14 protein-coding genes are annotated in these 14,840 nt (G+C 64.6%); 6 read left to right on the top strand and 8 right to left on the bottom strand.

The annotated features are described in order from the left end of the window. Both CQ14_RS14985 and mepK read left to right on the top strand, forming a co-directional pair. On the top strand, positions 1–2,109 hold the full coding sequence (locus tag CQ14_RS14985; RefSeq protein ID WP_057858789.1) for a L,D-transpeptidase family protein: 2,109 nt from the start codon (positions 1–3) through the stop codon (positions 2,107–2,109). A gap of 268 nt (positions 2,110–2,377) precedes the next feature. Next, a complete protein-coding gene (gene mepK / locus CQ14_RS14980; RefSeq protein WP_245320359.1) occupies positions 2,378–4,012 on the top strand; it encodes a peptidoglycan L,D-endopeptidase MepK in 1,635 nt (544 codons plus the stop codon). Positions 4,013–4,181: 169 nt separating this feature from the next. Here mepK and CQ14_RS14975 read toward each other — a convergent pair whose 3' ends face one another. Both CQ14_RS14975 and CQ14_RS14970 read right to left on the bottom strand, forming a co-directional pair. Continuing rightward, positions 4,182–4,454, bottom strand: a complete 273-nt coding sequence (locus CQ14_RS14975; protein ID WP_057847308.1) for a DUF2312 domain-containing protein — start codon at positions 4,452–4,454, stop codon at positions 4,182–4,184. Between the two features lie 254 nt (positions 4,455–4,708). Further along, positions 4,709–5,011: a DUF1244 domain-containing protein gene (locus tag CQ14_RS14970; protein WP_057858646.1), complete on the bottom strand. Its 303-nt coding sequence runs from the start codon at positions 5,009–5,011 to the stop codon at positions 4,709–4,711. Between the two features lie 205 nt (positions 5,012–5,216). Between CQ14_RS14970 and CQ14_RS14965 the strand changes: the two genes are divergently transcribed. Then, positions 5,217–5,798 carry a DUF1036 domain-containing protein gene (locus CQ14_RS14965; RefSeq protein WP_057858645.1) on the top strand — a complete coding sequence of 194 codons (582 nt, stop codon included), beginning with the start codon at positions 5,217–5,219 and terminating at the stop codon, positions 5,796–5,798. Further along, positions 5,795–7,231 carry a pyruvate kinase gene (pyk, locus tag CQ14_RS14960; protein WP_057858644.1) on the top strand — a complete coding sequence of 479 codons (1,437 nt, stop codon included), beginning with the start codon at positions 5,795–5,797 and terminating at the stop codon, positions 7,229–7,231. Before CQ14_RS14965 ends, pyk begins: the two co-directional genes overlap by 4 nt. 50 nt (positions 7,232–7,281) lie before the next feature. On the opposite strand, the gene CQ14_RS14955 is transcribed toward pyk, so the two are convergent. Then, on the bottom strand, positions 7,282–7,707 hold the full coding sequence (locus CQ14_RS14955) for an OsmC family protein (RefSeq protein ID WP_057858643.1): 426 nt from the start codon (positions 7,705–7,707) through the stop codon (positions 7,282–7,284). A gap of 88 nt (positions 7,708–7,795) precedes the next feature. Further along, positions 7,796–8,470, bottom strand: coding sequence for a TetR/AcrR family transcriptional regulator (locus CQ14_RS14950; RefSeq protein WP_057858642.1), 675 nt, complete (start codon positions 8,468–8,470; stop codon positions 7,796–7,798). 342 nt (positions 8,471–8,812) lie between these two features. Between CQ14_RS14950 and CQ14_RS14945 the strand changes: the two genes are divergently transcribed. Then, a complete protein-coding gene (locus CQ14_RS14945; protein WP_057858641.1) occupies positions 8,813–9,622 on the top strand; it encodes a sialate O-acetylesterase in 810 nt (269 codons plus the stop codon). Between the two features lie 24 nt (positions 9,623–9,646). Here CQ14_RS14945 and CQ14_RS14940 read toward each other — a convergent pair whose 3' ends face one another. Further along, entirely contained in the window at positions 9,647–10,870 is a 1,224-nt protein-coding gene (locus tag CQ14_RS14940) for a glycosyltransferase family 87 protein (protein ID WP_057858640.1), read from the bottom strand. 313 nt (positions 10,871–11,183) lie between these two features. On the opposite strand from CQ14_RS14940, the gene CQ14_RS14935 reads away from it, so the two are divergent. After that, positions 11,184–11,381, top strand: a complete 198-nt coding sequence (locus CQ14_RS14935) for a hypothetical protein (RefSeq protein WP_057858639.1) — start codon at positions 11,184–11,186, stop codon at positions 11,379–11,381. Between the two features lie 83 nt (positions 11,382–11,464). On the opposite strand, the gene CQ14_RS14930 is transcribed toward CQ14_RS14935, so the two are convergent. From CQ14_RS14930 to tilS, 3 genes are all read right to left on the bottom strand, one after another. Then, positions 11,465–11,884: a DUF3052 family protein gene (locus CQ14_RS14930; protein ID WP_057858638.1), complete on the bottom strand. Its 420-nt coding sequence runs from the start codon at positions 11,882–11,884 to the stop codon at positions 11,465–11,467. Positions 11,885–11,895: 11 nt separating this feature from the next. After that, complete coding sequence (gene ftsH / locus CQ14_RS14925) at positions 11,896–13,818, bottom strand: ATP-dependent zinc metalloprotease FtsH (protein ID WP_057858637.1); 1,923 nt, start codon at positions 13,816–13,818, stop codon at positions 11,896–11,898. A 265-nt stretch (positions 13,819–14,083) separates the two neighbouring features. Further along, a partial coding sequence (tilS, locus tag CQ14_RS14920) for a tRNA lysidine(34) synthetase TilS (RefSeq protein ID WP_057858636.1) occupies positions 14,084–14,840 on the bottom strand: 757 nt, incomplete at its 5' end.

Below are 14,840 nucleotides of genomic sequence, written 5' to 3'. Positions count from 1 at the left end.
ATGCGTGACTGTTCGACGAATCGTGCAGGATTTGACCGCGTGCTGATGGCCGTCGCGGCAACCTTCCTCACGGTGTCTGCGACCTCAGCCCTGGCGGGTCAGTCGACCACGCCACGTGCCAGCGCCGCCGAGCTCGCCATCGACGCAGCAGTTCCGCGCCCCGAACCCGCGAACGTTCCGCCTCCGACCATCGGCGATTTCAAGGTGGACTCCACCGCCTCGGTGCCTGATGCAGCCAAGGCCGTCGACAAGCCAGCTGAGACCAAACCGGCCGAAACCGTTACCGCGCCTGCTGCCAAGCCCGACGACGCGACCGTCACGCCTCCGGCTGCGACGGCCACCGCGCCCGCCGCCGAACCTGCCAAGGAGCCGGTGAAGGTCAGCACCGTCGCACCGGCCGACCAGCCGGTTGCCGAGCGGCTGCGCGACATGATCGGCACCAAATCGCTGCGCTATTTCGATCGCAAGAACGAGCGCGCCGCCGTCGAGAAATTCTACACCGCGCGTGACTATGCGCCGCAATGGACGCAAGCCGGCAAATTGACCGACAGCGGCAAGGGCGTGATCGCCCGCCTGAAGGACGCCGCCTCCGAGGGCCTCAATCCGGCCGACTATCCGGTGCCGGATTTTGCCTCCGCCGCCGCTTCGCCGGACCAACTCGCCGAAGCCGAACTGAAGCTGACCGCGAGCATGCTCGACTATGCGCGACAGGCCCAGAGCGGCCGGATGCACTGGTCGCAGGTCTCCGCCGACATCCAATATCCCGAGCACCCGACCGATCCGGCCGAAGTGCTCGCCAATATCTCGACCGCCAAGGATGCTTCCGCCGCGCTCGACGGCTACAACCCGCCGCACAAGCTCTACAAGGAGCTGAAGGCCAAGCTCGCCGAGCTGCGCGGCCAGGGCGACGGACCGATGGCGCAGATCGCCGAAGGTCCGGCGCTGGCGTTCAAGGCCGCCACCAAGAAGCAGGGTGAAGTCGCGCCGGAAGATTCGCGCGTGCCGCAACTGCGCGCCAAGCTCGGCGTCGAGAACCACGACGACGCGCGTTACGACGCCAAGGTCGCCGCCGCCGTGCGCAAATTCCAGGAGAGCGCCGATCTCAAGCCGACCGGCGTGCTCGACGACCGCACGGTGAAGGCTCTCAACAGCCCGAAGCGTGACCGGCAGATCGATACGGTCCTGGTCAACATGGAGCGCTGGCGCTGGCTGCCGCGCCAGCTCGGCGCGAGTTCGCTCGGCAACGCCTATGTCATTCTCAACGTGCCCGACTTCACGCTCAAGGTGATGCAGAACGGTCACCAGGTCTGGAACACCCGCGTGGTGACCGGAAAGCCGGGCAAGCACGCCACACCGATGCTGACGGAAACGATGAAGTTCATCACCGTCAACCCGACCTGGAACGTGCCGCCGTCGATCATCTACAACGAATATCTGCCGGCCCTGCAGCAGGATCCGACCGTGCTGCAGCGCATGGGCCTGAGGCTCGAGCGTAACCGCGACGGCAGCATCCACATTTCGCAGCCGCCGGGCGAAGCCAACGCGCTTGGCCGCGTCCGCTTCAACTTCCCGAACAAGTTCCTGGTCTATCAGCACGACACCCCGGACAAGCATCTGTTCGCGAAGGAAGAACGCGCCTTCAGCCACGGCTGCATGCGGGTGCAGAATCCGGATCAATACGCCGCGACCCTGCTCAACATCACGATGCCGAACGAGCGCTACACGCCGGAGAGGATCCGCGGCATGTACGGCCGCAGCGAGATCGACCTGAAATTCCCGACACCGATCCCGGTCAACATCACCTACCAGACCGCGTTCGTGGACGACGCCGGCAAGCTGCAGATCCGCAAGGACATCTACGGCCGCGACTCCGTGATGATCGCCTTGCTCAAGAACAGCCGCAGCAAGGACCTCGAGGCGCTGGTCGCCCATGCGCAGCCGAGCTACACGCGCCCGTCCGGCTCGAGCCTGCCGGCCGGCGTCAACTTCGCCAGCGACAACACCTATTCCTCCGGCCCCTCGTTCTTCGAGCGCCTGTTTGGCGGTCCGTCGCCCGTGACGCCGCCGGCGCCGGTCGGCCGGCGGCCGCAGCCGCGGTTCACCCGGTAATCCGGAGGACTACGGTCTACGGCAAGAATCTATTAATGAAATCAACAACCTCTCCTTTGCGGAGAGGTTGTTTACGTTAACCATTATCCCTGCCGTAGCGGGTGCCCGGCACTTTTTCGCCATAGTCCACGCGTTAGGTTAAAGCTTGCTTGGGGGCAGGTCGGTAAACCTCGGTTTAACCCTCCTGCTTTAAGAAAGCGTTCACCGTCTTTTGCCGGGGGTCTGCAAAAGAAAACCGTGAACGCTCGTCGACTGGGTGGGCTTATACGTGCTGGCTGGTTTCGCGCGCCAATTCAATCCGCTGTCTTCGAAAGCCGGATATCGGATCGGCCTGACCTCGCTGTTGCTCCTGGCGGGCGCCGGCACGGTGCATGACGCGACGGCGCTGAACGAGACCCGCACCCTCTCCTTCCACCACACCCATTCCGGCGAAGACCTCACCGTCACCTTCAAGCGCGACGGCCGCTACGACGAAGACGCGCTGAAAAAGCTCAATCATTTCCTCCGCGACTGGCGCAGCCAGGACTCCACCACGATGGATCGGCACCTGTTCGACATCGTCTGGGAAGTCTACCGCGACGTCGACGGCAAGCAGCCGATCCAGATCATCTCCGCCTACCGCTCCCCCGCCACCAACGCCATGCTCCGCCGCCGCTCTTCCGGCGTGGCCCGCTTCAGCCAGCACATGCTCGGCCATGCGATGGACTTCTTCATTCCGGGCGTGTCGCTCGAGCAGGTCCGCGCCGCCGGGCTCCGCCTGCAGCGTGGCGGCGTCGGCTTCTACCCGACCTCGGGATCGCCGTTCGTCCATCTCGACACCGGCAGCATCCGTCACTGGCCACGCATGACCCACGATCAGCTGGCCAAGGTCTTCCCGGATGGGCGCACCGTCCACCAGTCTTCCAGCGGTCCGATGAAGGGCTATGAGCTGGCCCGCGCCGACATCGAGCGACGCGGCAATGGCGACAATGCCGCAACCGTCAAGATGCCTAACCTGTTCGCATCGCTGTTCAAGGGCGGCAAGTCGACGGAAGAGGATGACGAGGGCGCAAACGCTCCCGTCAAGAACGAGAAGCCCGCACCGGCCAGTGTGGCTGCTGTGAAATCCGCCGACCCGATCCCGACCCCACGAGCCAAGCCGGTCGGCGCAACCATCCAGCTTGCCGCGGCTGACGCGCAGATCGTAGCGGCGCCCAAGGCCAGAACTGAGTCCAAGCCCGAGGCGAAGCAGGCCGCGGCGGTTTCCGCCGAGACAAGCGAGCCGAAGCCGCAGACGCCGGCCGATATCATCAATTCCCGCGGCTTCTGGGACGACGTGCCGAAGGCGGCGAATCAGGCGACCCCCGCACAGGTCGCCGCCCTCCGCGCCCGCCAGGCCCTCGCCACTGCCACCGACCCGCAACCGACCGCCAGCGTCAACGAGAGCTTCAACAGGGCGATGGCCTATGCGCCGGCCGCTGCTTCGCCGGTCGACCGCGCCAACATCGTCGCGGCCTCCGCGCCAGTGCCGCGCAGCAGCGTGCGTCCGGTACGCAGCGCTGGTGCTGCATCGACCGAAATCAACACCGTGGTCGCCAAGGGACCACAGGGGGCACCGCAGGGCGCTCAGGGTCAGGACACCGTGGTCGCCACCTCGACCCGCCTCGCCGCCGCGAAGGGCAACGATATCTGGATGCGGGTCATGATGCTGGCGCCGAGCGCAAGCAGCGCGATGTCGACGACGGTGCTCGGCGACACCGAAATGACCCAGATGCGCAGCCATTTCGTCAAGCCGCGCGCTGCGATCGCCATGACCTTCTCGGATGACCCGATGATGGGCATGACCTGCGACCGCTTCACGGGATCGGCGACCACGCAACTGCCGACGCAGTCATTCGTGGTGCGCACCGCCGCGCTGCGCTAGGCCTCGCGCCGCACCGCTTTTACAAAGCTCGATGTCGTCCTCGCCAACGCGAGGACCCATAGCCACAAATGCGAGTTGCTGTGCCGTAGGCCGTAGCCCGAATGGAGCCATCGGGCGCGCACTCGCGCGACCTGTTGGCTCCATCCGGGCTACGTGCGAGGCGTTCGCCTCACAGCATCCCAAGCGCCTGCATGTAGGTTTCCAGAATGGTTTCCTGCTCGGCGCGCTCGTTGGCGTCCTGCTTGCGCATCCGCACGATGGTGCGCAACGCCTTGGTGTCGAAGCCGTTGCCCTTGGCTTCGGCATAGACGTCGCGGATGTCGTCGGAGATCGTCTTCTTTTCCTCTTCCAGACGCTCGATGCGCTCGATGATGGCCTTGAGCTGGTCTTTGGCGAATCGTGTCGCGGGCTCGTCCTGGACGGCGGCGGCGGAGGTGGCCATCGGGTACTCCTGAATGGAACTGACGGGTAAAGGTGAAAAATCAAGCGCCGCACGCGTTACCGCGCGGCGCTTTTGCGCGGATGACCCTCAAGATCGGGGGGCCTTGCGTCAAGGCAGCATCGCGCTCATCCACAGCGCGCCCACAGGAAGGTAAGAAGCGTGGCCCGGGGTGAGCGAACGTGACATCCGGGACGCCTTGAGCACCGCCCCCGGATATCGCTGCGCTCATCCGGGCTACGAGGCGGATCGATGCCTCAATGCCCGGGATGCACCTTCTTCATCGCCGCCAACTGCTCCGGCGTGGCCGTGCCCTGATATTTCGCCTTCCACTCCTCATAGGGCATGCCGTAGACCGCCTCGCGGCTCTCGTCCTTGCTGACGGCGACCCCCTTGGCGTCGGCCTCTTCCTTCATCCAGTTGGACAGGCAGTTGCGGCAGAAGCCGGCCAGATTCATCAAATCGATATTCTGGACGTCGGTGCGGCCGCGCAGGTGGCTGACCAGGCGCCTGAAAACGGCGGCTTCCAGTTCCGTTCTGGTTTTGTCGTCGATCGTCATGGCCTTGGGCTCCCGCGTCACATCTGCCGAGCATATTGATATCAGGTAGGATTTGTCACAGATTCTGCCACATCTGCGGGCAAAATTGCCCAACCTTACCGGGGGAGTCCCGGTTTTCCCGTAGCGCGGGAAAGCCGTTCTCCGGTCGTTGACAGGTCCCGCCGGGTCACGCGAAATCTTCAATGATTTGATATAGCTTCCCTGCATGACCGCAAAAGATCCCCGCTGCTTGTCCCCCCTCTCCGCTCGCGTGACCGTTGCCCTGGCGCCGGTGCTTGCATTGGCGGCGACATGCCTGTGGAGCAGTCCGGCGGCGGCCGATTTCCGGCTCTGCAACAATACTTCCAGCCGGGTCGGCATCGCGCTGGGCTACAAGGATGCCGAGGGTTGGACCACCGAAGGCTGGTGGAACGTATCATCGCGCAGTTGCGAGACGCTGCTGCGCGGAACTCTTGTCGCGCGTTACTATTACATCTACGCGCTCGACTATGACCGCGGCGGCGAATGGTCGGGACAGGCCTTCATGTGTTCGCGAGACAAGGAATTCACCATCAAGGGTACCGAGAATTGCCTGGCGCGCGGCTACGACCGCACCGGGTTCTTCGAGGTCGACACAGGCGAACAGCGAGCGTGGACAGTGCAACTGACCGAAGCCAACGAGCAGCCCGCGCAGCGCGTGCCGGGCATTCCAGGCACGATGGGACCGGGCGGCCCCGGCGGGGTTCCCGGCCTGCCGAACCAGCCGGGCGGACCGGGTCTGCCGCCAGCTCCGGCGCCCAAGCAATGAGACGGCTTCGTCGCATCAAGATCCTCGCGACCCTCGGCCCGGCATCATCAGACAGCGCGATGATCCGGAAGCTGTTCGAGGCCGGCGCGGACCTATTCCGCATCAACATGAGCCACACGCCGCATGACAAGATGCGCGAGCTGGTCACGACCATCCGCAATGTCGAATCGAGCTACGGCCGCCCGATCGGCATCCTCGTCGATCTGCAGGGACCGAAGCTGCGCCTTGGCGCATTCGCCGAAGGTTCGACCCAGCTCAAGAACGGCCAGAGCTTCGTGCTCGATTCCGACAAGGCACCGGGCGACAACAACCGCGTGCAGCTGCCGCATCCGGAAATCCTCGCAGCGCTTCGGCCGGGCCATGCGCTGCTGCTCGACGACGGCAAGGTGCGCCTGATCGCCGAGGAAACCTCGCCAGAGCGCGCGGTGACGCGGGTCGTGATCGGCGGCAAGATGTCGGATCGCAAGGGCGTCAGCCTGCCCGATACCGACCTGCCGGTGTCGGCGATGACGCCGAAGGACCGCGCCGATCTCGAAGCGGCGCTGGTGACCGGGGTCGACTGGATCGCGCTTTCCTTCGTGCAGCGCGCCGAGGACGTCCAAGAAGCCAAGCGCATGATCCGCGGCCGCGCCGCCGTGATGGCCAAGATCGAAAAGCCGCAGGCGATCGACCGCCTCGCCGAGATCATCGATGCGTCCGACGCGCTGATGGTGGCGCGCGGCGACCTCGGCGTCGAGCTGCCGCTGGAGCGGGTGCCGAGCCTGCAGAAGCAGATGACGCGGATGGCGCGCCGCGCCGGCAAGCCGGTGGTGATCGCGACCCAGATGCTGGAATCGATGATCCAGGCGCCGGTGCCGACGCGCGCGGAAGTCTCCGACGTCGCGACCGCCGTCTATGAAGGCGCCGACGCCATCATGCTGTCGGCCGAATCAGCCGCCGGCAAATTCCCGGTCGAAGCGGTCTCGACCATGAACCGCATCGGCGAAGAGGTGGAGCGCGACCCGACCTATCGCTCGGTTCTCACGGCGCAGCGCCTGCAGCCGGAGAACACGGTCGGCGACGCCATTGCCGACGCCGCTCGGCAGATCGCCGAGACGCTGGAATTGTCGGCGATCATCTGCTGGACTTCTTCAGGCTCCACCGGCATCCGCGTGGCACGCGAGCGGCCGAAGCCGCCGGTGGTCGCGATCACGCCGAATCTCGCGACGGGCCGCAAATTGTCGGTCGTCTGGGGCGTGCACTGCGTGGTGGCCGAAGACGCCCACGACCAGGACGACATGGTCGATCGCGCCGGCTCGATCGCCTTTCGAGACGGTTTTGCCAAGGCCGGCCAGCGCGTCATCATCGTCGCCGGCGTGCCACTCGGCATTCCCGGCACCACCAACATGGTGCGCATCGCCAATGTCGAGCCGGAGGGCGAGACGAAGAAGTGATGGCTCTGTCATTCCGGGGCGCGAAGCGAACCCGGAATGACGCGAAAGAACTACACCAGCTTCGCGTCGAGCGTGATGTTCGTATTGAGCAGCTTCGACACCGGACAGCCGGCTTTGGCCTTGCCCGCCAGCTCCTGGAATTTCGCATCATCGGCGCCGGGGATTTTCGCATTCAGCGTCAGATGAATTGAGGTGATGGCAAAACCGTCGCCCTGCTTTTCCAGCGTGACGTCGGCCCTGGTTTCCATCTGCTCGGCGGTCAGCTTGGCTTCGCCGAGAATCAGCGACAGCGCCATGGTGAAGCAGGCGGCATGCGCCGCGCCGATCAATTCTTCCGGATTGGAGCCGGCTTTGCCCTCGAAGCGGCTGGCGAAGCCGTAGGGATAATCGTTCAGTGCGCCGCTTTTCGTCGAGATCGCACCCTTGCCGTCCTTGATGCCACCCTGCCACTTGGCGGACCCTGATGTCGTCGTCATCGCATGCTCCTGTCACGGGTTTAACCGTCGATAAGCCGCAGCGTGGCAAATGGTTGCGACAGTGGCGTGTCGCCGACGGGAGAGCGTCTTACGCCCCGACCAGCGCTTTCGCCGGCAGCACCGCCTGCACCACGAGGCCACGGGCGCGGGCATCCATCACGCCGACGGCACGCAGCGCCAATAGCGTGACCGTTTGCACGGCGTCGCGCAGCTTCGCCGGATCATCGAGGTTCTCCGGCGCCAGCGGACCAACCAGCGATTCATGCAACGCGCCGAGCAGCGCGGTCGCGGCCAACGCGGTATCCTGCGCCGGCAGGTGACCGGCGCGCACCGCGGCGTCGATTCGGGCGGCAATCTCGCCGGATATTTCGCGGCGGCTGGCAAGGCGCGACACCGAGACGTCGACATCGACCGGCTCGGCGAGAATGCCCCAGGCGAGCTTGCGCTGCGACAGCACCTGCACGGCGACCGTGGTGACAGCGGCGGCGAGCGCCGAGGACGGTCCCGGCGCTGCATCCGCCGCACGGCGGATCGCCGCCAATCCGTCGCGCGAGACCTCGGCGATCAGTTCGGAAATCAGCTCGGCCTTGGAGGGGAAGTAGCGGTAGACGGTGCCAGCCGCGACATTGGCGCGGACCGCAACCGGGGCAATCTGCACCGCCGCCATGCCGCCTTCGGCCGCGGCATCCCGCGCCGCCGCCAGGATAGCGCTGCGCCGGGCCGCCAGCCGTTTCACGACCTGATGGGTTCGCCGATAGACCATGGCGCGCTTTCCGTCCCCCGCGCGCCCTAGAGCCCCAGGGAGCCTGCCAGAACGCGCGCACCTTCAATGTCTTGAGCGATAAGCTCCGTCATCGCTTTGAAGAAGTGAACAACTATTCACGCCTGATGACAAGCTGGTTTTGCAACACGGATGCCGGTGGGGCTTTCCACCTTTAACAAGCTCTCAACGCGGCCCGATTAACATGGGCCGAATTGGGCAGCCTCAGATTGCCGTCCCGCGCACTTCACGCTGGGGCAAGCGGTGAATTTTCGTCCGAAGCGCGCCATCTGGCAGCAAGCGGCGCACGCAGGCCCGCGCTGAACTATCCTGGAGAACCTTCCCTTGTTGCGCCTTGTCGCGTTCCTGGCTGGTGGCCTGTTGATCGGCGCGATCGCCGGCAAGCTCTGGACGTGGGACCCGCGCCAGGTCGATTGGACTGCGGTCGCGCCGCCGGCACGCATCGAACGGCCGTGCCTTCCCGTATACGGAAGAACCGCCGTCATCGTCGTGCACGGCCAGAGCAACGCAGGCAACTTTGGAAGCGCCCGGCACACGGCCCGAGACGGCGTCGATAATTTTGATCCCGTGACCGGCAAATGCTTCGCGGCGGCCGACCCCTTGCTCGGTACCGATGGCATGGGCGGGAGCTTTGCAACGCGTCTCGGCGACATCCTGATCGAGGCCAGACGTTACGACCGCGTGATCCTCGTGCCGCTCGCCATCGGCGGCGCCTCGCTTTTCTTTCTGAACAACGAGGGCGCCCTGGTGGTCACCAACGGCATCGCGAAGCTGAAGGCCGCAGGACTGACGCCGACGCACATTCTGTTTCAGCAGGGCGAGAGGGACGCGCTGGAGACGACGTCGGCTGAACAATATGCTTCGCTGTTGCATCAACTCGTGAAGCGATTTCGCGACGCCGGTATCGATGCGCCCTTCTATCTGTCACGCAGCACAAAATGCGACTATGCCAGGCCGACAAACATAGCGGCGGTACGCGCCGGCCAATTGGCCGCGGTCGATGAAGCGCTGGACGTCCGCCAGGGGCCCGACACCGACACGATCGGAAATGAAGGCCGCAGCTCCGACGGTTGCCATATGAACGAAATCGGCACGCTCGCGAATGCAGCCCTGTGGGCGGCGTTCATCAAATAGCGGCAGGCGATCCGAAGCCCGCTATCAGGCACGTATGGCGGCAAGCGCTGGCACCGGCTCGTGCCGCCACCATGATCCGGCACGGCGCAGAACCAGCACTGCCACGACCAGCGTGGCGCCAAGGCCCGTCGGTATGCCGCTGAACATGTAGCATACGAGGAGCGCGACGACGACGCCGAGCGCCGGAAGCTCGTAAGAACGAAAGCCGGTCTTCAATCCGATGCGGACCAGGAAGGCGACCGGGATCGCCAGCACCATCATGTCGTACATGAAGAGATAGGGCGTGGTCAGCAGCGTTCCGGCGCCAAGCGCCGCGGCCTTCAACGTGTAGGGCACGCGGCTTCGCCATACCAGCGCCACCACCACGGCGACGGAAGCGGTGAGAACCCATTGGAATGCCCAGCCGAGCGGCTCGCTGCCGCCGAAATAGCGCACCATCGAGAAGATGCTTTGCATCTTCCACCAGGGAGCCTTGCCTTCGGTCAGGAAGGCTTGCGAGAATTTCGGCATCCAGTGGAAGAATGCCAGCCAGCTTTCGAAGCCGAAGGCAAGTAGGGAAGCGAAGGCCACCACGAGCGCCGTTACGGCAGCGCTGATGAACACGCGCCAATGCCCGGCCGCGATCAGTGCAATCGGAAACAGCAGCCCGTATTGCGGCTTGTACGTCAAAAGCCCGAGGCAGATGCCTGCCAGCACCGGCCGTGCCGGGATCAGATAGAGCGTGCCGCCGATCAGCGCCGCGGTGAGGAAGCCGTTCTGCCCGACCAGCGCATTGATGAACGCCATCGGAATGGCGAACGCGAGCAGATAGCCGAAGCTGCGGCCGACGATCGCGCGTATCGCGACCAGAAAGGGCACAAAACTGACCACGACCCAGCCGATGAACGCGACCTGATAGGGAAGCTGCGCCAGCACGGATGCGACGAACAGGAATGGCGGCGGATAGTGCCAGGCGAAATAGCCGACAAAATCCTTGCCGAGTTTTGCGACCTCGACCTGCTTCTGGATGTCCCAGTCATAGGCCTGTGCCGGGAGACCATCGAGCACCAGGCGGCCGGCAGCCCAGACGTTGATGAAATCGGTCGGAATGCCGAGGCCGTTCGTATCGTAAACCCACCACCGTGAGAGATACGCCGCCCCGCACAGGGTCAGATTCGCAACCGCCAGCACCAGGCAGACCCTGACGAGCCACGCGGGAATTGCGGTTTGCTCCGGTGCGGGCCTGAGTGCGGAAACAGAGGCGGTCATGCGCGGTCCTTGCCTGGCGCGCGCTGTCCGAGAGCGCACGTCCCCAAGCAATAGGCCGGACTGAATTGAGGAAATCTTAAGGTTTGGCGCGGTGACGACGGTTTTCGTCGTTGTCCCTGCGAAAGCAGGGACCCATAACCACCGATGCCGGCCGTGGAGGACAGGCGTCTCCCTTTGTGCCTTATTGATCGATCACGCGGTATGGGTCCCCGCGCCCGTGCGCAATTGCGCACCAGGCGGGGACAATGAGTGGATTCCTACTCCCAGCTCAGCGTACCTTCTGCGCGCTCTGATGAGATCGAAGGAGACCACCATGCGCTTCTGGATTGAATGTACGAAGTTCGAGACGGGGCAGCCCATTCACATCAACATCGCGCTGGTCGGCAGCATGTCGCGCGATGGCGAGCGCACCGTGCTCGCCTTTGTCGGCGGCGACGGACAGACGATCGAGGTGACTGAGACGCCGGAGCAGCTTCTCGAAAGGCATTTCGGAGCGATGGGAAAGGCGTGACAGTTACGCACGTTTCGTGCCTTCGCTCTTCGAGCTACGGCGGACAGCCGGCTACGCCAACCCTACGAACCACAGACCATAGATTACTTCGACCGCTTGGATCGCTGATCCCTAGGGATCACGAATTTCAATCCGGACCAGGTCTCGTCGATTGCACAAACCTTGATATCGACGAGCCCGAGCGGCAGCGCGGTATCGCGAATGACGTTCTCGGTCAGGTCGGTCGCAACGCCGGAGGCCTTCTTCGGCCACGACACCCAGATCATGCCGTCGGGTTCAATCGCTGCGCGATAGCTGCGCAGTTTTGCGGTGAGCCCCTTCGCCTCGGTCGCAAACAGATGCACCATGTCGAGCGGCGCCTTGAGCCGCGGCCTGATCGTCACATCGCCGGGCAATTCGCCGACGACATCGTCATAGGCGCGCGACAGCCCGGCGGTGAAAATACAAAAGCCCGGCTTGAGGCCGAGCTTTTGCACAACGGATTTGCCGGAATAGCCGGCCACGTCGCTATGTCTTACGCCTGCGGCTGCGGCTCCAGACCCGGGTCCGGATCGGGACGCGGGCGCGGCTTGCCGGCAGGCGGCACGGCGGAAGCACGCGGGGTGCTCGGCTCCAGCACCGACTCGCGGTTGGGCTTCTTGCCCTTCAAGAGGTCGATGATCTCGTCGCCGCTCAGCGTCTCGAACTCGAGCAGGCCCTTGGCGAGCGTCTCGAGATCTTCGCGCTTCTCGGTGAGGATCTTGGTGGCCTCGTTGTAGCCTTCCTCGACCAGCCGCTTGATCTCCTTGTCGATCTTCTGGACGGTCGCTTCCGACGCGTTCTGCGTGCGCGAAACCGACATGCCCAGGAACACCTCGTCCTGGTTCTCGCCATAGGACACGGTGCCGAGCTCTTCCGACAGGCCCCAGCGCGTCACCATCATGCGCGCCAGGCGAGTCGCCTGCTCGATATCGGAGGCAGCGCCCGAGGTGACCTTCTCGCGGCCGAAGATCAGCTCTTCCGCGACGCGGCCGCCCATCATGATGGCAAGCCGCGAGGTCATCTGCTCAAGCGACATCGACAGCTTGTCGCGTTCGGGGAGCTGCATCACCATGCCGAGCGCACGGCCGCGCGGAATGATCGTGGCCTTGTGGATCGGATCGGTGGCGACGACGTTCAGGCCGACGATGGCGTGGCCGCCCTCGTGATAGGCCGTCAAGAGCTTCTCTTCCTCGGTCATGACGAGCGACTTGCGCTCGGCACCCATCATCACCTTGTCTTTGGCTTCCTCGAACTCGGCCTGCGTCACCATGCGCTTGTTGCGGCGGGCGGCGGTCAGCGCTGCCTCGTTGACGAGGTTCATCAGGTCGGCGCCGGAGAAACCCGGGGTGCCGCGCGCGATGGTCTTGAGGTTGATATCCGGCGCCAGCGGCACCTTGCGAACGTGAACCTTGAGGATCTGCTCGCGGCCGACGACATCCGGATTCGGCACCACGACCTGACGGTCGAAGCGGCCGGGACGCAGCAGCGCGGGATCGAGCACGTCGGGACGGTTGGTGGCCGCGATCAGGATCACGCCTTCATTGGCTTCGAAGCCGTCCATCTCGACCAGCAACTGGTTGAGCGTCTGTTCGCGCTCGTCATTGCCGCCGCCGAGACCGGCGCCACGATGACGGCCGACCGCGTCGATTTCGTCGATGAAGATGATGCAGGGCGCGTTCTTCTTGGCCTGCTCGAACATGTCGCGGACGCGCGAAGCGCCGACGCCGACGAACATTTCGACGAAGTCAGAACCGGAAATGGTGAAGAATGGCACGTTGGCTTCGCCCGCGACCGCACGCGCGATCAGCGTCTTGCCGGTGCCGGGAGGGCCGACCAGCAGCACGCCGCGCGGAATCCGTCCGCCGAGGCGCTGGAATTTGCCGGGATCGCGGAGGAACTCGACGATCTCCTGCAGGTCCTGCTTGGCCTCGTCGACGCCGGCGACGTCCTCGAAGGTGACGCGGCCATGGGCCTCCGTCAGCATCTTGGCGCGCGACTTGCCGAAGCCCATCGCCTTGCCGGCGCCGCCCTGCATCTGCCGCGACAGGAAGATCCACACGCCGATCAGCGCGATGAAGGGCAGCCAGGAGACGAGCAGCGACACGAACCACGGCACGTTGTCGCCGGGCGGCTTGGCAGTGATCTGGACCTTGGCGTCATAGAGACGCTTCACCAGCGTCGGATCGCTGGGCGCATAGGTCTGGAAGCTGGAGCCATTGGTGAAGGTGCCGTGAATGTCCGGCCCCTGGATCACGACGTCGCGGACACGGTTCGCGTCGACCTCGCTCAAGAGCTGCGAGAACGAGATGTCCTGCGAGGAAGTGCGCTGACCCGGATTCTGAAAAAGCGTGAACAATGCCAATAGCAGCAAGACAATGATGACCCAGAGGGCGAAGTTGCGCAGATTGGCGTTCATTGATCTTCCTTCGTGGTCGCGCGGATCGCGGCCCTATGTCCTTGGCAGTAACCTTGAGTATTCCTTGGGTAGTGAGGCGAGAATCCCCGGTCCACTGCACCCAATTTAGGTGGCGCCCGGGTCAATGCCAAGGGAACCACTCAGGACTATTTAACGCATCTTAACGCGATTCCCGGTCAAAAAATGACGCGAAAAGCAGGGTTTTTCCGGGGTGGTTAAGGCTCTTCGTCCTGATATCACGGATATTCCCATATGGGGAAGTTTCTCAGGCTCGGCTACCCCGGCGCGGCGGCGCCGGATTAACATGAATTCGGCCTTCGATCAGGCTGATTGCCGCCCCGGCAAGCGTCTGTTTCAGCCTCGTCTGCCTCGCGCCGTTCGCAATGGCGTTGTCCAATACCGCCAGCAGCGCCTCGAGCTTGCCGAGTTCCGCCGGCCCTTCGTGACCAGCGCGGTCGATGGCGCGCTTGAGCAGCCGAAGCCGGATCTCCTCGGGCAGACCGGCAAACGCGCCGGCATCGAATCCGAAACGCGCCGCATCATCGCGATCTCTCAACGCGAGATAGCGCTCGGCGCCGTCGGCCAGCACTTCGATCGCCGCATTCGCCCGTGCCAGTCTCGATGCCAGCCGCGCCAGGTTTCGGCTGTCACCGCCCTCCTCCGCCAGCACAGGCATCAACGCGCGCAGCCGCGGACGCGTGAAGCTCATGTCGCGATTGGTGGGATCGTCGGCAAAGGCGATCTTCGCCTTGTCCAGCGTCGCAACCAGGCGCGATTTCGGAACGTCGAGCAACGGCCGCGCCAGCCACACGCCCTCGCGTTCGCTCTCGCGCGCCATCGCCGCGAGGCCAGCGATGCCGCTGCCGCGCAGCATCCGCATCAACAGCGTCTCGGCCTGGTCGTCGCGGGTGTGCGCGGTGAGAATGCGCGTGGCGCCGCTTGCCCGAGCTGCTTTCGCCAGCAGGCGATATCGCGCCGCGCGGGCCGCGGCCGGCAGGCCGGCCTTCGGCTTGGGCCCGGTC

This window comes from Bradyrhizobium lablabi (genome assembly GCF_001440475.1).
GTDB classification, from domain to species: Bacteria; Pseudomonadota; Alphaproteobacteria; order Rhizobiales; family Xanthobacteraceae; genus Bradyrhizobium; species Bradyrhizobium lablabi.
Note: the sequence above shows the minus strand (reverse complement) of the source record. Positions and strands in the feature narration are given on the sequence as shown.